Genomic DNA, 18,094 nt, shown 5'->3' on the forward strand with positions numbered 1-18,094 from the left:
CGGCGCCTCCGGCGGCATGCAGGCGGACCTGCAGCCGCCGGGCGGCGGCGCGGTACGCCGGTTCACCGAGGACGGCGTCGAGCGCCTCGCCCAGCCCGGTGCGGTCGGCGCGGCCGAAGCGTACGCGTACCGCCGCCCCGGCCGCCGCGACCTGGGCGGCTACGAAGGGCTGGTCGTCGCGGATGGGGGCGACGACGAGCGGGACGCCGTGCCACAGCGATTCGGCGACGGTGTTGTGGCCCGCGTGGCAGATCATCGCCGAGGCCTCGGGCAGGAGGGCGAGTTGAGGGATGCGCGGCAGGGCGAGGACGGTGTCGTCCGAGGTCCCGGCCAGGAACCCGCCGGGGTCCGCGACCACGGCCTGCAGGCGATGCGCCCGTTCCCGTACGGCCGCGGCGCACTCGGCGAGGAAGCGGGCGCCGACGTCGGTGTTGACGGTGCCGAGCGAGACCAGGACCGCGGCCCGGGCACGGTCGCGCCAGCCCCGGGGGAGATCCGCGGCCGGGGTCCGGGCGGGAACGGCGGGGCCCACCCACCGCAACTGCGGGCGCGGGGCGTGCCCGGCGGCCAGCTCCGCGACGGTGTAGGCGAGCACGAGATCGGGAGAGAAGCGGAGGTCGTGGGCCGCCCCGGGGTCGCCGTACCGCTCGCGCAACCGCCCCAGCAGGGCACGGATCCACTCTTCGGCCTTGGGCAGTGCGGCGAGGGCTCCGCCGACCTCGGCCGGGGTGGTGGCCGAGGTCGCCCAGCACACGCCGAGCCGCTCGGCGGCCAGGGCTCCCGCGAGAGCCTGCTGATCGGCGACGACGGCATCCGGGCGGAAGTCACGGACCGCGTTCTGCGTGCCGGGGGCCATCGCCTCGGCCAGCGGGACGAGGACGTCCTGCCACAGGAAGCGCAGTGCCGCGGCCCCGCGCAGTTCGGGCGGCCGCCGCAGCTCCTCCGGGAGCGCGCAGGGGTACACGTCGGCGCCGGGCCCGGCCGCTTCCCGTACGAGGCCGGGGACTCCGGCCCAGGCGACGCGGTGGCCGCGCGCGGTCAGCTCGGCGGCGACCGCGGCCGCCGGGTTGGTGTGGCCGGTCAGCGGCGGGACGACGAAGAGGAACCGGCTCATGACGCACGCATACAGGGCTGCTCGGGCCGGCTGACGTCCTCGCGCAGCCAGTCGAGCAGCAGGGCGCCGACCGTCCGGGGCGCGTCGACGAGCAGGGTGTGTCCCTGACCGGGAACGACGACGGTGCGGCAGTGCGGCAGCAGGTCCTCCAGAGCCGGGGCCGATGCGGCGAGGGAGGAGTCCGCGCCGTAGAGGGCGAGGACCGGTACCGCGAGGGAGCGCAGACCGTCCTCGCCGGGGATGCGGCCGGCAGCGACGTCCTCGATCAGGGTGGTCTCGTCCAGCAAGGGGCGGACGCGCCGGGCCAGCCGGGCCGCGAACCACCCGTGGTCCTTCTCCATCCGGTCGGTTGCCCGCGCGTCGCGGAACGTCTCCGCGCAGCGGGAGAGGAACCCGCTCATGCGCTGCGGCCAGTCCCCGGTGGGCGGTGCGGACTCGATCAGGACGATCCTGGAGACGCGGTGCGGGTGGCGTACGGCGAAGTCGAGCGCGACCGCTCCGCCGAAGCTGTTCCCGACGAGGTCGACGGGACGGTGGATGCCGAGGACGTCGAGGAGGTTGCGGAGATCAGCGGTGAAGTCCTCCAAGCGGTAGCCGGTGGCCGGCCTTTCGCTGCGCCCGTGACCCCGCTGGTCGTACATCACGACGCCGTGTCCGGCGGCCGCGATCCCGGCGGCGACGGTGAAGTAGTAGCCGGCCAGACTGTCGGGGCCCAGGCCGTGGACGAGCACTACGGGCGCCCGCCCCGGGTCACAGGGGTCGCCCAGCCGCTCGGCGTTCAGCCGGACCCGCCCGGCCTGGAGTGACGTCACCGCAGGGACTTCACGACATGGCGCACCAGGTGTCCGACCGTGAGACCGATGATCTCGGAGAGGTCGAGGGAGGCGAAGTAGCCCGGGAAGTCCACGCGGTCCCCGTAGGCTGCGCGCAGCTCGCCGGTGAGGACGACCAGGTCGATGGACTCCAGGTCCAGATCCTCTACGAAGCGGGTCTCCATCGTGACGGCTCCGGGGTCCAGCACACCGTCACCGAGAACGGTGCCCAGGGCCTCCGTGATCCGGGCCAGTACGGTGGCCTCACCGGCTTCTTCCACGCAATTGGTCATGGCTGCTGCCCTTTCTCGGATGCCGGGTCCCGGCTGACGTGTCCGCTGTCTTCGCCGGTCCAGGCGACGATGTAGTCCCGCGGCGGCAGTCCGGGCGGGTTACTGATTCGCGTGAGGCGGACGGGGTGGGAACGGCCCGACGGCGTACGGACGTCGAAGGCGTCCGCGTCCCCCGGGCCCGCGGCCGTCGTCACGACGAAGCCGCGGGGATTGCCGCGCAGTCCCGTCCCCTCGGCCTTGGCCGCCGCCTCCTTGGCCGCCCAGAACCGGGTCAATGTCTCCGGCCCGGCGCCGAGCCGCTCGAAGAGGGCGTGCTCGCCGGTGTCCAGCACCATCGCGACGGTGGTGTCCGGCCGGTCGGTGATCTCCTCGACGTCGATGCCGGCGGGTGTGCCGCCGGGCCGGACGAGTGCGACGGCCGCCTCCCGGCAGTGCGCGAGGGACAGTTCCAGCGGGGGCAGCTCGCGTCCGTGCACGCCTTCCGGGCGGGGGCGGCCGCCGGGCTCGTTGCGCACCCGGACCTCGCCGGGGAAGACCGGCCCCGCGCCCCGGTCCCAGAGATGGCGGCGCACCGCGTCCTTGGCGGCGATCCGGCCGAGCAGCCATGCCCGCCTGCCGCGCGGCGGACGCCGCGCGTACTCGGCCCGCTCCTCCCCGGCGAGCTGGCCGTGCATCATCAGGTCCCAGGAGGCCGGGTCGGGCCAGTGGTCGAAGAGGAGCTGCCAGCCGCCCGGCTGCCGGGCGGAGAGGGGGCACCGCTCCGGGTGGCGATCGGCCGCGACCGACTCGGGTGCCGCGTCGAACCGGCGGTCCCGCCAGCCGCGGATCTCGGCCCACACGCGGCCGTCGTGCGTGAGCTGGACGTCACCCTCCAAGGTGGTCGCGTCGAGCCCGGTGATCCGGATGTGGCACCCGACGCGGGAACCGGGGGCGGGGGGCGGACCGTAGAAGTCGGCCTGCCGGATGCTCACGGGGAGCATCACGAGGCGTTCGGTACGGGTCGCCATCAGCCAGTAGCCGAGCAGTTGCCCGGCGCTGTCGAGGAGAGCGCCGGGGGTGCCGGGGGCCGTGAGCACTCCCCGGACGTGCCGCTCGCCGAGCGCGGTGATGGCGGTGACCCCTTGGAAGCGCGGACCGTGGAACATCCACCGTTTCTCGTACATCTCCCGGGCGGAGACCGCGGGCGGTCTCTCGGGCCGGTCGCAGGCCCAAGGAGCCGGCGGTGCGGGATAGTCGCCGGCGACCTGCACGTAGGCGCGCGCGTACCGGCCGAACTCGACCCGGTGTCTGCGGTCCCGCCCACCGGTCAGCGTGAGCTGCACGGTGACCGGCGGCGCGGCGACGGCCCATGCGAGGAAGCGGGCGTCCCGTACGGCGACGGGTGTGCCGGCGGCGCCGGCGGCGTCCATCATGTGCTGGACGATCGTGGTGGCGGGGACGACGGGCCGGCGGTCGGCGAGGTCGGGCCAGCCGGGGCGCTGCCGGTAGAAGCAGTGGTCGAGGAGGTACGGCATGCGGGCCACGCCGACCTCCACGGTCTTCACGAGGGTCCGGGAGGCCGTCACGGCGGTTCGGTGAACGGGCCGGGCGGAGGACTCGGCGGCGGCGAAGAGGGTGGCCGCTGCAGCGGCCGTCTCGGTGATCAGCGCGTCCAGTTCGGCGGCGGCCGGGATGCGGCGGGCGAGGGCACGCAGCGGGGCCGCGTCGGTTGCCTCCCGCCCGCCCGGGTCCTGCCCCTTCCGGTTCTCGCCGGGCGGACGCTGACTGCTCAGCAGGGCGCGCAGCCGTTCGCGGGCGGCCGGCTCCAGCGAGACCGGCCCCGCGCCGAGGTCGATGCTCATCGTCGTCCGGGGTGCTCCGAGTGCCGTGAAGTCCGGCTCTGCGCCGAGCGCCCAGAGGCCCAGGGCGACCCGGCCGAGCTGGGACGGGCCGTCGCGGCGCGGCGAGTCGGCGGTGACGGCCATGTGCGGGCGGCTCCCCAGGGTGTCGCCGACCAGTGCGGGGAGCTGGCCGGCGCCGAGCTGGACGAAGGCCCGGAAGCCCGCCCCGTACAGCGACTCGGTCAGCTGCCGGAAGCGGACCGGTTCGAGGAGGTGGCGGAAGAACAGCTCCCGGATGCCGGCCTCGTCGTCCGGGAAGGGGGCCGCCACCGTGCCCGACCACACCGGTGTCCTCGCGGCGCGCACGACGGCGTGGCGCACCAGCTCCCGGAGGGGGTTGAGGTGCGGGGCCAGCATGGGAGTGTGGAAGCCCGATTCGAAGGGCAGGACGCGGCCGAGGACGCCTTCGCCGCGCAGGCGGGCCGCGAGTGCTTCGATCTGTTCCCTCGGACCGCAGACGACGCACTGGTGCGGGGCGTCGTCGTGGGAGAGGGCGACACCGGGATGGCCGGTCAGCACCTGCCCGGCCCGTGCGGCGGAGGTTCCCAGGACCAGGAAGGCCAGCGGGGGCAGCCGCATCCGCCGCACGACGGCCTCGGCCAGCGATTCCCCCGGATCGCCCGACCCGAACATCCCGGCCACGGCCATCGCGGTCCATTCGCCCGCACTGTGGCCCGCGAGCGCGTCCGGCCGGACGGCGATGCGGTCCAGGGCGGTCGCGAGCAGTCTGCCGGTGCTGATGAGGGCGACGGTGCGACCGGCGAGGTCCCCGGCCCGCGCCCGCCGCTCCGGGAGCGGCTCCGGCCCGGAGGGGGCGGCGACGTCGTCCCCCCGGGGAGCGGATCCGGCCTCCAGGCCGGGGAACAGGAACGCGGTGCGTCCGCCGCCGCTCCCGAGGAGCGGGGCCGGCGCGAACCACACGTCGCCGCGCCCGCCCCACAGCCGCCCCCGGGCGACTGCCTTGCGGGCCAGGGCGAGTTTCCGGGCGTCCGGACCGGCGATCGCCAGCCTGGCCGGTCCCCGCCCGCGCTCCCCCGCGCCGCGCAGGTCCGTGTCGTCGGCGTCGAGCAGCTCGGCCAGGCCCTCGGGACCGGGGGCCGCGAGGCGCAGCAGCGGTTCGTGTTCGGTGACTTCGGCCCGCGGCCTGGGCGTCGGACGGACCGCGGGCACGCGCGTGGCACGGACCGCAGTCGGCACGGGCGGCAGTCCCTCCAGCACCGCATGGGCGTTGATGCCGCCGAAGCCGAACGCATTGACCGCGGCCCGCCGTACGTCGGCCTCCCAGGGGCGGGCGGTGCGCGCCGGGCGGAAGCGGGTGTCCAGGAGCGCGGGGTGCGGCACGTCGCAGTGCAGGGTCGGGGGCAGGACACCGTGGTGGATCGCCAGGGCCGCCTTGATCAAGCCCGCCGCGCCCGCCGCGGGCATCGCGTGCCCGATCATCGACTTCACCGAGCCGACGACGGCGTCCGGCCCGGTGCCCCGGCCGAACACCTCGGCCAGCACGGCCATCTCGGCCCGGTCACCGCGGGGCGTGCCCGTGCCGTGGGCCTCCAGGAGTCCGAGCGCGTCCGGGGCGGCGGGGTCCAGGCCGGCCGCCGCCCAGGCGAGCCGCACCGCGCGCGCCTGGCCCGCGGGGTCGGGGGTGACCAGGGAGGCGGCGCGCCCGTCGGCCGCGACCCCCACTGCGCGGACGAGCGCGTAGACCCGGTCCCCGTCCCGCCGCGCGTCGGCGAGCCGCTTGAGCACCAGGACGCCCGTGCCCTCCCCGAGGAGCACGCCGTCCGCGTCCCGGTGGAAGGGCCGGATGCGCTGGGTCGGCGACAGGGCGCGCAGCTCCGCGAAGACGCTCCACAGCGTGATGTCGTGGCAGTGGTGCACGCCGCCCGCCAGCATCACGTCACACCGGCCGCCCTCCAGCTCCTTCACGGCGTGATCCACGGCGACCAGGGAGGAGGCGCAGGCCGCGTCGACGGTGTAGGCGGGGCCGCGCAGGTCGAGGCGGTTGGCGACGCGGGAGGCCGCGAAGTTGGGGACGAGGCCGATCACGGACTCGGGGCTGTGCGGGCCGAGCGCGTCGAGGAAGGCCGCGCGCAGCCGGTCGAGCCGTTCCCCGTCCAGTTCGGGCAGCACTTCCCGCACCGTGCGGATCAGCTGGGACGAGGTGCGCACCCGCTGGTCCAGGCGGGCCAGTCCGGCGGTGAGGTAGCCGCCGCGGCCGAGGACGACGCCGATGCGGGAGCGGTCCGCGGGCAGGGCCCCGCCCGCGTCGGCGACGGCCGCGGCGGCGGTGCGCAGGGCGATCAGCTGGTCGGGTTCGGTGGTGCGGACCGCCGCCGGCATGATGCCGAAGGCGGCCGGGTCGAAGTCGGCGAGGCCGTCGACGAAGCCGCCGCGGCGGCAGTAGACGGCGTCGGGCCGGTGGCATTCGGGGTCCAGGCGTCCGGGCGGGACGTCGGTGATGGCGTCGACGCCGCCGGTGATGTTGCGCCAGTACGTGTCCAGGTCGGCTGCGCCGGGCAGGGTGACGGCCATGCCGACGATGGCGACGGGCTCGCGCCCCGCCGTCACGGCAGCCGCCCCGCGGTGAGCACGACCTCGTCGGTGTCCGGGTCGCCGTGGGCGAGTTCGCGGAACAGCGCCCGTACGCCTTCCTCCGGGTCGATCAGGGCGAGGCCTCGCCGGGCGAGTTCGCGGGCGAGCTCCGGGCCGACCATGCCGGGGTGGCGCGGGCCGGGCGCCCATGGGCCCCAGTGGACGGTCAGGGTGCGGCTTCCCGTGGTCCGGCGCCACTGCCGGCCGAGGGTGGCGAGGGCGTCGTTGGCGGCGCTGTAGTCGCTCTGGCCGCGGTTGCCGAGGACGGCGGCGACCGAGCCGAAGAGCACGGTCAGCGGCGGGGGTCCGGGCAGGCCGCGCAGTGCGGCGAGCAGGGCGCGGGCGCCGTCCACCTTGGTGCCGTGGACGCGGTCGAAGGAGCCGGGCTCCTTGTCCGCGAGCAGCCGGTCCTCGACGACGCCCGCCGCGTGCACGACGGCGTCGATGCGGCCGGCGTCGATGCGAACGTCCTCGACGACGCGGCGCACGGCCTCCGCGTCACGCAGGTCGAGGCGGTGGTAGCGCGCCCGTCCGCCGACGGCTTCGATCTCCGCGAGGGTGGCGGCGACTTCGCGCCGGGCGAGCATGCGGTGGGCCTCGCGTTCGATGTCGCCGAGCGCGCGCCGGCCGCGCGCGGCGAGCGCGGCGCACAGGGCCGCCTTGTCCACGGCGCCCGCGAGGTCGGGCGGTTCGGGGGCGCCGGGCGGTTCCGTACGGCCGAGGAGCTCGACGCGGCAGCCGGCCCCGGCCAGGGCCACCGCGATGCGGGCCGTGATGCCCCGGGCGCCGCCGGCGAGGACGGCGACGGTCCCGGGCCCGAGCCCGGCGGCGAGCGCGTCGGCGCCGTCGCACGGCACGAGCGGGGCCCGGTACGGCTCGCCGCCCCATCGGGTCCCGTCGGCGGCGTGCCGGACCACCGGGGCCCGGTCCGGGGCGAGGAGCTCACCCACGATGCCGTCGGCGAGGACGGCGGCCGGGCGGTCGGAGGCCAGGGAGACCACGCGGGCGAGGGTGCCGGGGTATTCGCGGGCGACGGTCCGGAAGAACCCGCCCAGCCCTGCCGTGTCACTGTGCTCCTCGTCCGGCCGGGCGCACAGCAACCACTTCGGGGCGCGCCGCAGCACGGCCTGGAACCAGGGGAATCCGGCGGGGAGCAACGGCCCCCCGTCCTGGGCGAGCGCGGCGAGGTGGACAGCACCGTCGAGAGGGCCGGGGGGAACGTCCGTGCCGTCGTCGGCCCGAACGGAGACGGCCCCGAGAGCACCGAGACGGTCGACGACGGCCCGGACGAGGGGCGTGTCCTCTCCGACGACGAGGAAGCGCCGACCGTGCAGGGCCGTGTCGCCCGGCGAAGGGGCGGGGGCGGGGGCGAGCGGCACTTCCCGCAGCAGGTAGCGCTCGGGGGCGGCGGCCGCGGGGACGCCGTGGGCGCGCCCCTCCGCAAGGGCGATGCGGCTCGGGCCCTGTCCCGGGACGACGTCGCGCAGCGGGCCCTCGGCGGGGACACCACCCGGCGGGCCCTCCGATGGGACGTCGCGCAGTAGCTTCTCGTCCGGGAAGGCGTCGCGCAGCGGGCCCTCCGCAGAGACACCACCTCGCGGGCCCTCCGAAGGAACGTCGCGCTGCGAGCACTCCGAAGGGACGTCGCGCAGCGGGTTCTCGTCCAGGAAGACGTCGCCCAACCGGCCCTCCGCAGAGACACCACCCAGCCGGTCCTCCGAAGGAACCCCATGCTGCGCACACTCCCGAGGAACCTCGCGCAACGGGTTCTCGTCCAGAAAGGCGTCGCGCAGCAGGCCCTCCGCAGAGACACCACCCAGCGAACCCTCCGCAGCGACGTCGCGCGGCAGGCTCCCCTCCGGGAAGCCCTCGCGCAGCGGAGCCCGCTGGGGCGTGGGCCCCGTGGCCTCGCGGGGATCGGGGGCCGTCAGCCGCTCCGCGAGTGCCGCGGCCGTGCGGGCCTGGAGGAGCTCTTCCAGCCTGGTGTCCGCCCACGCTCCCGGAGTCTGTCCCGCCACTCCGGCGAGCCGCCGACCGAGCTCCCCGACGATCTCGGTCCGTTTGATCGAGTCGATGCTCAGGTCGGCCTCCAGGTCGAGGTCGGGCTCGACCAGGTCCACGGGGTAGCCCGTGCGTTCGCTGATCACCGCCCGCACCGTGCCCAGCACGTCCGGCACGGCGGCGGGGTCCCCGGCCCTCGGCCCGGTAAGGGGGCCCGCATGTCCCGGGCCGGAGGCGGGCCGCGGCTCCGGCACGTTCGCCGGCGCCGTGGGAGCGCTCCCGGTGCCGAAGTACGCCAGCAGGACGTCCCGCTGTGCCGCCACCATCTCGCGGCTGCTGCGGAGGAATTCGACCAGCAGGTCGGGCCGGTCGCCGCTGCCGTCCGCTCGTGCGCCGGGCAGTGCGAGAGGCCCGATCCTGCGGGCCGGTCCCAGCCCGCAGGCCGGTGGTTCCCCGTCGGCGGTGCGGACGAGCCGGCCGTCGACCGTCCAGCCCGGCGCGGCCGGGACCGCCTCCGGGTCGGCGACGGCCGCGTCGCGCCCGGCGAACAGCCGCTCCGCCTCCACCGGCACGCCGGCCACGGCGAGCCGGGCCAGCGCCTGCAGGTGCCCGGCCAGCCCGGCGTCCGGGGACGGTTCGAAGGGGACGGCGATGTGCGGCCGGTCCCCGAGGATGCTCCGGACCAGTCCGGTGAGCACGGTGCCGGGACCGGCCTCCACGAAGACGCGCGCCCCGGCCGCGTACATCGCCTCGATCTGCTCGCAGAACCGCACGGGCGCGGCGATCTGCGCGGCGAGCAGCTCCCGAACGTCCGCGGGGTCGGGGCCGTAGCGGTCCGCCGTCGTGTTGGACCACACCGGGACGTCGGGTGTACGGACCGGGCAGCCGGCCAGCGCCTCGGCGAACCGTTCGGCGGCCCCCGCGACGAGCGGGCTGTGGAACGCGCACGGGGCGGGGAGGCGCCACGCGTCGATGCCGGCGTCCGCCGCGGCGGCGAGGGCCCGTTCGACATCCGCCTCGGGCCCCGAGACGACGCTCTGCGCGGGGGCGTTGTGGCAGGCGACGACCACCCGGCCGGCCAGCCCGGCCGAGGAGAGCAGCACCTCGGCCTTGTCCGGTGCCGCGGCGAGGGCGGCCATGGCGCCGGGTTCGCCCTCCGCCGCCTCGGCGACGGCCTCGGCGCGGGCGGCGCTGAGCTCCGCCACGGCGTCCGGGGGGAGGGCGCCCGCTGCGCCGAGGGCGACCAGCTCACCGTAGGAGTGGCCGGCCGTCATGTCGGCGCGTACGCCGAGCGAGCTGAGCACGTCGTAGGCGGCCGAGGAGACCGCCGCGAGGGCGGGCTGGGCGTGCCGGGTGTCGGCGAGCCGGGCCCGCTGCGCCTGCCGGGTCCCGGCGTCGAAGGCGGCGGGCGGGAACATCACGTCGGCCGGGGCCGGGCGCAGACGGCGCTGCGTTCCGGGGAACGCGGTGAAGAGCTCGCCGAGCATGCCGGGCCGCTGGCTGCCCTGGCCGGGGAAGAGGACGGCAACCTTGCCGCCCGGGGCGGGAACGGCGCCCGGGGCGGCGGTGCGACCGGCCGCGCCGCCCTCGACGCCCTGGTCGCCTTCGTCGCCCGGCGGCGCGTCCACCGTCCCGTACCGTTCGGCCGGAGCGGGGCCGCCTTCCGCGAGGAACACTCCCGGCCCCGCCTCCCCCGCCACGACCGCCTGCAGCAGCTGCGGCAGTGCGTCGAGCGACGGCGCCACCACGGCCGCGCCGGCCCGGCCCGCGCCGGTGCGCCGCGCGGCGGTCAGGGCGAAGTCGCGCAGCCGCCACGGGCGCCCGGCCCGGTCGTTGATCCCGGTCAGCCGCAGCAGCTCGCGGGCGTCGTCCGCGGACCGCAGGACGAGGAGTTCCGCAGGCCAGGCGTCGTGGCCCCACCGCGGTGGCGGGGCTTCCGCACGGTTTCGCAGCACCACGTGGAAGTTCGTGCCGCCGAAGCCGAACGCGCTGACGCCCGCGACCCGCCGCCCGGCGGCCCACGGCAGAGCCTTGTCGTGGAAGACGAACGGGCTCTCGTCCGGCTGCCAGACGGGGTTGGGCCGGTTCAGGTGCAGGGTCGGCGGCCGTACGCCCGTGTACACGGCGAGGGCCGCCTTGATGAGACCGGCCAGGCCGGCGGCGCACTTGGTGTGCCCGATCTGGGATTTGACCGAGCCCAGGACGCATGCGCCCGGAGCCGCGCCCGCCGCTGCGAACACGTCGGTGAGCGCGGTCAGTTCGGTGCGGTCGCCGACCACCGTGCCCGTGCCGTGGGCTTCGACGAGCCCCACGTCGGCGGGCGGGATACGGGCCTGGGTGTAGGCCCGCTCCAGCGCGGTCCGCTGTCCCTCGCGGCGGGGTGCGGTCAGCCCGAGCGAGCGTCCGTCGCCGGAGCTGCCGACGGCCTCGATGACGGCGTACACGCGGTCGCCGTCGCGCTCGGCGTCGGCGAGTCGTTTGAGGACCACGCAGGCGATGCCCTCGCCGAGCGCGATGCCGTCGGCGTCCGCGTCGAAGGGGCGGCAGCGGCCGGTCGGCGAAAGGGCGTGCACCGAGGAGAAGAGCAGGTAGTCCTTGATGCCGTTGTGCAGGTCGGCGCCGCCGCACAGGGCGAGGTCGGCGTTTCCGGCCCGCAGTTCCTTGCAGGCGGCGTCGACGGCTGCCAGGGAAGAGGCGCAGGCGGCGTCCACCGTGTAGTTCGCGCCGCCGAGGCCGAAGCGGTTGGCGATCCGGCCCGAGATGACGTTCGCGAGCATGCCCGGGAAGGAGTCCTCGGTCAGCGGGGGAAGCTGCGCGGCCAGTTCTTCCGGGAGACGGCCGAGGTAGGAGGGCAGGACGGTGCGCACGGTCACCGCGTCGGTGGTGTCGCTGCCCGTCTCGGCGCCGAAGATCACGCAGGTGCGGTCGCGCGGGAAGTCCCGGCGGTCGTAGCCGGCGTCGGCCAGTGCCCGTCCGGCGGCTTCCAGTGCCAGCAGCTGGGCGGGGTCGATCGCGGGCAGGGAGGCCGGGGGGATGCCGTACCGCAGTGGGTCGAAGGGGATCCGGGGCAGGAAGCCGCCCCATTTGGAGGCCGACACGTCGTGGGCGGCGGCCTGCTGTCCGTGGTGGAGGGAGGTGTCCCAGCGTTCGGGCGGGACCTCGGTGACGGCGTCGACGCCGGCGAGCACGTCGGCCCAGAAGGCGGGCAGGTCGGGCGCGTTCGGGAACATGCCGGCCATGCCGACGACGGCGATGCCGAGCGGCGCGGGCACCGGCCGGCTCCCGCTCCCGGTGGAATCCGGCCGCAGTGCGGTGGCGCGGCGCTCGTAGAACCCGGCCGCTCCCTCGCTCACTTGCCGGTGGAGTGCGGCGATGCCGGTGGTGGCGGTGCGCAGTACGGCCGCTTCGCCGGCCATGAACAGGCCTTCGGCGAGCTGTCGTCGCTCGTCGACGCCGGTCAGGGCGTCGCCGACGCGCTCGATGCCCTTGCCGGCGATGCGCAGCCGCCCGAGGTGCAGGCGCTCCAGTTCTTCCCGGGCCTGCCGGTCGGGGACGCCGCGCTGCTTCAGTTCGTCCTGGACGGCTTGGTGGGTACGGCAGAAGGGGCTGGGCAGGCAGCGGGTCGCCTGTCCGGGGCCGGTGCGCAGGACGGCGGTCCGCTCGGCCGCGAGCGCCTGTCGCTGGTAGACGGGGCGGATGGCGCCGTGGGCGACGGCTTCGTCGGTGAAGAGGTAGGCGGTGCCCATGAGGACGCCGGTGGCGGCGCCCCGCGCGGCGATGCCGGAGGCGAGTGCGGCGACCATGGCGGCGGAGCGCTCGTCGTGGACGCCGCCGGCGAAGAGGACTTCGGGGTGCGGCCCGTCCGGATGGGCGTCCAGGAAGTCGTTCAGGACGGCGAGCTGGGCCTCCCAGAGAGGGAAGCTGTTGCGCGGTCCGATGTGGCCGCCGCACTCGGCGCCTTCGAAGACGAAGCGCCGGGCGCCTTGCGTGAGGAACTGTTCCAGCAGGCCGGGCGAGGGCACGTGCAGGAACGTACGGATGCCGTGTTCTTCGAGGGCCGCGGCCTGGGCGGGCCGGCCGCCGGCGATGATCGCGTGGGTGGGGCGGCGTTCCCGTACGGCCGCGAGCTGGGCCGCGCGGACGTCCTCGGGCGCGAAGCCGAGGATGCCGACGCCCCAGGGGCGCTCCCCCAGTGCGGCGCGGGTCTCTGCCAGCAGGGCCCGGGTGCGTTCGGCACCGGCGAGCGCCAGGGCGAGGAACGGCAGCCCGCCCGCGTCGGCGACGGCGGCCGCGAACCCGGCCTGGTCGCTGACCCGGGTCATCGGTCCTTGGGCGACGGGCAGCCGGGTGCCGAGGACACGGCTCATCGGCGAGCCGGGGCGCAGCGCGTCCGGGGCGCGCCGGTCGGCCACGGCCCGGTCGATGCCCTCACGGACGGCCCGGACGGCAGCGGCCGCCGTCCGGTACTCCTGCGCGAAGCGACGGGCGAGGAAGGCGTCCTGGCCGAGCGGCAGCGGCCGGCCGTGCAGGGCCGCCGGCAGGCCGGGCCGCCGGGGGTCCAGGGTGCGGTATCCGCCCTCGGTACGGGTTTCCGAGCCGTCCATGATGCGCAGGGCGGCGGCGATGCCGGGCGGAGTGTCCGCCTCGCCGAGGAGGGCGAGCTGAACGTCGAGGACGACTCCGGCGGCGCCCGCGATCACCGCGGCGGGGGCCGTGTGCGGTCCGATGCCGCCGCAGGCCCAGACGGGAACGGTCACCCGGCCGTCGGCGAGGAGCTGCTGGAGCAGCACGTACGTGGACAGCTCGCCGGCCGGGCCGCCGCACTCGCTGCCGCGGGCGACGACGCCCGCCGCGCCGGCGTCCACGGCCGTACGGGCCTCATGCAGGCTGCGCACCTCGGCGATGACCGTGCCGCTCCGGTACCGGCCGGCGGCCCACGGGGAGCCGGGGGCGAGCAGCACGGCGTGCGGGCCGGGGGCGCCGGAGGCGTACAGCTCCTCGGGCGGGAGGGTGCAGCCGGCGGGCACGCGGACGCCGAAGGCGCCGGGAGTCCAGGCCCGGGCGAGGCCGAGGGCGTCCCGTGCGGGTGCGCGGCCCGCTCCGAGGTCGACGACGCCGAGCCCACCGGCTCTGCTGACGGCGGCGGCGAGTCGTACGTCCGGCTCCCCGAAGGGGCCGATGCCGATGACTGAGCGCGCCCAGGCCGCCAAGGGAGCCCCTCTCTCGCCGGATAACCGGACAACATGATGCCGAGCGGGGGCGATCAAGTGCGATGAAGATCAGGCGAGTTCACCCTATGGAGGAGCGGTGCGCTCACTCGTACGCCGGCCCGCGAAGGTCACCAGCGCCCCGTTTCGCTCCTTGCTTCGTCCTGGTTCCCGTCCGGCCACGGCGGGATCGTCACCGCGACGGCCCGCAGACCGCCGGTCCCTGCCCTGAACTGGAACGTGGTCCCGAGGGGGATGGTCAGACAGACCCCCGGCTCCAGCACCGTGGCCTCTTCCCTGCCGCCCTGTCGCCTCCACATCTCGCCGGATCCGGCCGTGACGAACCAGATCTCTTCGACACCGGCGTGGGACACGGCCTTGGAGACCTGCTGCGGCCCGAGTTCGAACTGTGCGGAGCTCGCCGTCCCGGGCAAGGAGCACAAGGGCCGGACGGTGGCACCGTCCGGCGCGGTGATCTCGACCGCGTCGGCGATCCGTGATGTTGCGAAGTCCGCTGCCATCCCGCCAGGGTACGAACGGCGTCCCGCCGGGTGAAGGGGTGCCGGTCGGCCGGGGCGGGCGCGGCGCCGCACGGCGGTGGCGCGGGGGAGGCCGGCGATGTACGCCGCGCGGGCCACGCGCGCTGCGGGTGTCAGTAGGTGCCGTGGATGCAGAAGGGCCGGCCGGAGGGGTCGAGCAGGACCCTTGCGTACGGGCAGGCGGACGGCGCGTGCGGGTCGCGCGGGTCAGCGGACGACCTTGATGCCGAAGTGGCCGCCGAACCGGTGACCCAGTCCGAAGCCGATGGCGGAGTGCATGTGCGCGTACATCTCCATGCCGCGCGCGGCGACGAGGGGGCCGAGGTCGAGGACGTCGCTCCAGCCGTACGCCTTGAGCAGCTCGGTGACCTGCTGCTTGGCGTCGGCGTCCGCACCGGCCACGAACATGGTGTGGTCGCCGCCGCCCACGCTCGCCGGGTTGACCACGGTGCTCTGCTCCTGGGTGACGAAGGACTTCACGACCTCGGTCCGGGGCAGGGCGCGCTGGATCTGCTCGCCGAGGCTGTCGGTGTCCACCGGCTCCAGCTTCGGCATGATCCCCCACGGCGCGGTCCAGGGGTGCTCCGGCTCGTGCCGGTAGACGTACGGGACGGCGTAGTCGATCAGGGTCTTGCCCGCGAGCTCATCGGCGATGGCGGACAGGGCCGCCACGGCGTTGTGGCCGTCGATGCCGTTGATCACCAGGCCGTCGGAGGCGGCCGCGGCGTCCCCGAAGGTGTGCAGCGTGATGCCGGGGTGCTCGGCGAGGAACCGGGCGAAGGGCGGGGTGCCCATCATGTCGGGCTCGGTGCGGGCCAGCGTGGCCTCCGGGTCGCGGGTGCCGACGTGGACCTCGTGGCCGAGTTCGGCGAGCTTGGCGATGTGGGCGCGGGCACCGCCACCGGTACCGAGAACAGCAATTTTCATGGTGAATCTCCCGTTTTGCTCCGTGCGGACAGATCCACCGTAGAGCGGTTTCAGGACAGCCCGTGTCCTTTGACACCGGCATCATGGAATGCATGACGAGCGACATGACCGCCCGCATGCTGCGGCTGCTGTCCCTGCTGCAGACCCGCCGGGAATGGTCCGGGGCCGACCTCGCCGACCGCCTGGACGTCACGGTCCGCACCGTACGCCGCGACATCGACCGCCTGCGCGAGCTGGGCTACCCCGTCGACAGCACCCGTGGACACGCCGGCGGCTACCGCCTGGCGCCCGGCACCGACCTGCCGCCCCTCCTCCTCGACGACGACGAAGCCGTCGCCATCGCCGTCGCCCTGCGCACCGCCACCGGCAGCGGGCTGTCCGGCATGGAGGAGAGTGCCCTACGGGCCCTGGGCAAGCTCGAACAGGTCCTTCCCCGCCGCCTGCGCGGCCAGGTCACCGCCCTTCAGGCGTCCCTCGCCGGCATCACCTGGGAGGAGCGGGGGCCATGCGCCGACCCGGCCCTCCTGGCGGCCCTCGCCGTCGCCTGCCGCGACCACGAGATCGTCACCTTCGGCTACACCACCCGCCACGGCACCGCCGCCCTCCGCCGGGCGGAGCCCTGCCACCTCGTCGACTCCGGGGGCCTCTGGTACCTCCTCGCCCACGACGCCGACCAGGACGACTGGCGCCTCTTCCGCCTCGATCGCATCAGCGACCTCACACCCACCGGCCGACGCGTCCCGCCCCGCCCCGTACCCGGCGACGACCCCGCCGCCTACGTCGCCGGCCGGCTGTCGGCCGCCCCCACCCGCTACCGCGCCACAGCCACCGTCCACGCGCCCGCCGACCGGATCCGTGCCCGCACCCGGGGCCTGGCCACCCGCCTGAAGCCCGTCGACGACCGCACCTGCGTCGTCGACGCCTCCGACGACTCCCTGCCCCGCATCGTCCAGGCCCTCGCCGGCCTCGACGCCGACTACACCCTCGACGCCGACCCCGACGTCCTCACCCACCTCCGCACCGCCGCCCGCCGCGCCCTGCGCGCCGCGGCCGCCTCGTCTCCCGGTGGGGCCGGAGGCTGAACGGGCGCTGTTCACCGGGGCCTTCTCGCCCCTGCCCTCTCGAGCAGTTCGGTCACCGAGCCGGGGAAGAGGCGGCCCTCGACGATGCGGCAGCCGATCGTCCAGGCGCCGGGATCGTCTCCCAGGTGGTGATCCGCCAGCTCCGTGATCCCCCGGAGCAGTCGCATCGGCCCCTGCTCGTCCTGACGCGTGATCACGCACTGCATCGGATGCCGCCGCACGATGCCGGGCAGCCCTGCCGCGTCCCGCAGGACGAGGTCGGCGGGGTGCGCCATGCCGAGGATGTCGCCAACGCCGACGCCGCCCTCGCTCACGTACGACAAGGGCGCCGCGAGGGAGCGGTCCGGCTGCATCGGCAGCGTGCGCAGGAGGTGAAGGCCTGTGGGACGGTCCGAGAGGAGCCGGGACCACAGGAACCGGTCGGACCACTTGGCCGCCAGCAGGACACGCAGGTCCAAGGGGCATTCCGGGTGGGACGCGAGCTCGGGAGCGCGGTCGCGCAGTGGCTTTCCGCCCGCGTCCACGGCACGCCGGACAGCCTCCCAGTCGACCGTGATCCACCGCTGGTCCGGCTCCGGGTCGGGCTCCGCGGCGTACGTGCGGAAGAGGTGGTCGCGGCGGCGCCGGTCATGGGCCAGGGCCTCGCGCAGGGCCCGTATGCTCCGCTCGCGCAGGGAGGCCTCGAAGGCCGGACGCACGTCGTCCAGGAGCGCCCGGGCACCGGCCTCCACGACCTGTCCCAGCAGGTCGTACCGGTCGCTGCGGGCCAGCAGCAGCCCGGCCGCCAGTTGCTCGCCTGCGTCGAGGTGGATGCGTTCGCGCACGTAGCCGGGCTCGGGCCAGTCGGGCAGCAGGGCACGCAGCCGCAGCAGTGGGTCGCCGGCCAGGAGGAAATCACGAGGGAAAGGGGCGTCGCCGAAGGGCCAGTCGGCCTCGCCGTCGCGCCAGGCCGTCATGAACGCCGGCCAGTCGGAGCGCGTGAAGACCCCCGCCAGGGAACCCGGGGTGAAGCGCGTGGCCTTGCGGGCGTATTCCTGCCGGGGGTCCCACAGCAGGTCGTCGAACCAGTTGCCCCGCCGGCCCTCCTTCTCCTCGTCCTCGGCCGCTTCCTTCGCGTACCGGCGGACGGTGCTGTTCTTCTGCCACAGCCTCTCGGGGACCGGCTCGCCGGGGGCGATCAGACGCAGTCGTGCGGCGACCTCCTTCAGCAGGCCGTACGAGCCCGCGTAGTACAGGAGTGAGGGAATTCGGTGGGCGGCAAGCATGCCGGACACCGTAGATCCACAGCCCGACGGGGCGTCAAGCACCCTGGTCGGCTGGGCTGGTGGCACGCGTTGAGCCCTCACCGACCACGGGTTGTGAGGGCTCAACGCATGCCGACCGAACGGTCAATCCTCCAGGTCTTCACACCCTTCGAGTTGTGCCGGGGCGTAGCCGAGCCTCAGGACCCCGCAGACAAACTTCGCGACTTCGCTGTCGGCTTGGGCGGGCGTGGCCACGACCGCGCCGCACACGGTGAGCATGATGCCCGCCGCAGCTGCGGCGACGGCGCGACGAATGTTGCTCATGACGGCCTCCTGCGAATGATGATGACGGTGTCGCCGCCAGGAGAGGCGGTGCTGCAGGAGGCTCTCCGGCCGGCGGTTC

9 protein-coding genes and 1 pseudogene are annotated in these 18,094 nt (G+C 75.3%); 1 reads left to right on the plus strand and 9 read right to left on the minus strand.

Annotated elements, in window-relative coordinates; genetic code table 11:
• Nucleotides 1-37: 37 nt before the first annotated feature.
• The 7 genes and pseudogenes from ACOTKD_RS03140 to ACOTKD_RS03170 form a co-directional block, all read right to left on the minus strand.
• A pseudogene (locus tag ACOTKD_RS03140) lies at nucleotides 38-1,114 on the minus strand (glycosyltransferase); the annotation flags it as partial.
• Entirely contained in the window at nucleotides 1,111-1,926 is an 816-nt protein-coding gene (locus ACOTKD_RS03145; protein ID WP_424887264.1) for an alpha/beta fold hydrolase, read from the minus strand. The gene ACOTKD_RS03145 and the pseudogene ACOTKD_RS03140, both read right to left, overlap by 4 nt.
• A complete protein-coding gene (locus tag ACOTKD_RS03150) occupies nucleotides 1,923-2,219 on the minus strand; it encodes an acyl carrier protein (RefSeq protein ID WP_424887265.1) in 297 nt (98 codons plus the stop codon). The genes ACOTKD_RS03145 and ACOTKD_RS03150 overlap by 4 nt, the downstream gene beginning before the upstream one ends.
• Nucleotides 2,216-6,667, minus strand: a complete 4,452-nt coding sequence (locus ACOTKD_RS03155) for a beta-ketoacyl synthase N-terminal-like domain-containing protein (protein ID WP_424887266.1) — start codon at nucleotides 6,665-6,667, stop codon at nucleotides 2,216-2,218. The genes ACOTKD_RS03150 and ACOTKD_RS03155 overlap by 4 nt, the downstream gene beginning before the upstream one ends.
• The gene (locus ACOTKD_RS03160; protein WP_424887267.1) at nucleotides 6,664-13,902 is read right to left on the minus strand and encodes an SDR family NAD(P)-dependent oxidoreductase; all 7,239 of its coding nucleotides are present in this window, start codon (nucleotides 13,900-13,902) and stop codon (nucleotides 6,664-6,666) included. Before ACOTKD_RS03160 ends, ACOTKD_RS03155 begins: the two co-directional genes overlap by 4 nt.
• A 128-nt stretch (nucleotides 13,903-14,030) precedes the next feature.
• Complete coding sequence (locus tag ACOTKD_RS03165; protein ID WP_424887268.1) at nucleotides 14,031-14,420, minus strand: cupin domain-containing protein; 390 nt, start codon at nucleotides 14,418-14,420, stop codon at nucleotides 14,031-14,033.
• Nucleotides 14,421-14,645: 225 nt separating this feature from the next.
• Nucleotides 14,646-15,365 (minus strand): NADPH-dependent F420 reductase, encoded by a 720-nt coding sequence (locus ACOTKD_RS03170; protein ID WP_424887269.1) that lies wholly within the window; start codon nucleotides 15,363-15,365, stop codon nucleotides 14,646-14,648.
• Nucleotides 15,366-15,457: 92 nt separating this feature from the next.
• Between ACOTKD_RS03170 and ACOTKD_RS03175 the strand changes: the two genes are divergently transcribed.
• Nucleotides 15,458-16,447 (plus strand): helix-turn-helix transcriptional regulator, encoded by a 990-nt coding sequence (locus tag ACOTKD_RS03175; RefSeq protein ID WP_424887270.1) that lies wholly within the window; start codon nucleotides 15,458-15,460, stop codon nucleotides 16,445-16,447.
• An 11-nt stretch (nucleotides 16,448-16,458) separates the two neighbouring features.
• On the opposite strand, the gene ACOTKD_RS03180 is transcribed toward ACOTKD_RS03175, so the two are convergent.
• Nucleotides 16,459-17,712: a hypothetical protein gene (locus ACOTKD_RS03180; RefSeq protein ID WP_424887271.1), complete on the minus strand. Its 1,254-nt coding sequence runs from the start codon at nucleotides 17,710-17,712 to the stop codon at nucleotides 16,459-16,461.
• A 123-nt stretch (nucleotides 17,713-17,835) separates the two neighbouring features.
• A complete protein-coding gene (locus ACOTKD_RS03185; RefSeq protein ID WP_424887272.1) occupies nucleotides 17,836-18,015 on the minus strand; it encodes a hypothetical protein in 180 nt (59 codons plus the stop codon).
• Between the last annotated feature and the right edge of the window lie 79 nt (nucleotides 18,016-18,094).

It is taken from the genome of Streptomyces sp. XH2, from assembly GCF_049725035.1.
Lineage (GTDB): Bacteria > Actinomycetota > Actinomycetes > Streptomycetales > Streptomycetaceae > Streptomyces > Streptomyces roseoverticillatus.

Coding starts and splice junctions, on each gene's coding strand:
- ACOTKD_RS03150 (WP_424887265.1), bottom strand. CDS start 2,219: ATGACCAATTGCGTGGAAGAAGCCGGTGAGGCCACCGTACTGGCCCGG.
- ACOTKD_RS03165 (WP_424887268.1), bottom strand. CDS start 14,420: ATGGCAGCGGACTTCGCAACATCACGGATCGCCGACGCGGTCGAGATC.
- ACOTKD_RS03170 (WP_424887269.1), bottom strand. CDS start 15,365: ATGAAAATTGCTGTTCTCGGTACCGGTGGCGGTGCCCGCGCCCACATC.
- ACOTKD_RS03175 (WP_424887270.1), top strand. CDS start 15,458: ATGACGAGCGACATGACCGCCCGCATGCTGCGGCTGCTGTCCCTGCTG.
- ACOTKD_RS03180 (WP_424887271.1), bottom strand. CDS start 17,712: ATGCTTGCCGCCCACCGAATTCCCTCACTCCTGTACTACGCGGGCTCG.
- ACOTKD_RS03185 (WP_424887272.1), bottom strand. CDS start 18,015: ATGAGCAACATTCGTCGCGCCGTCGCCGCAGCTGCGGCGGGCATCATG.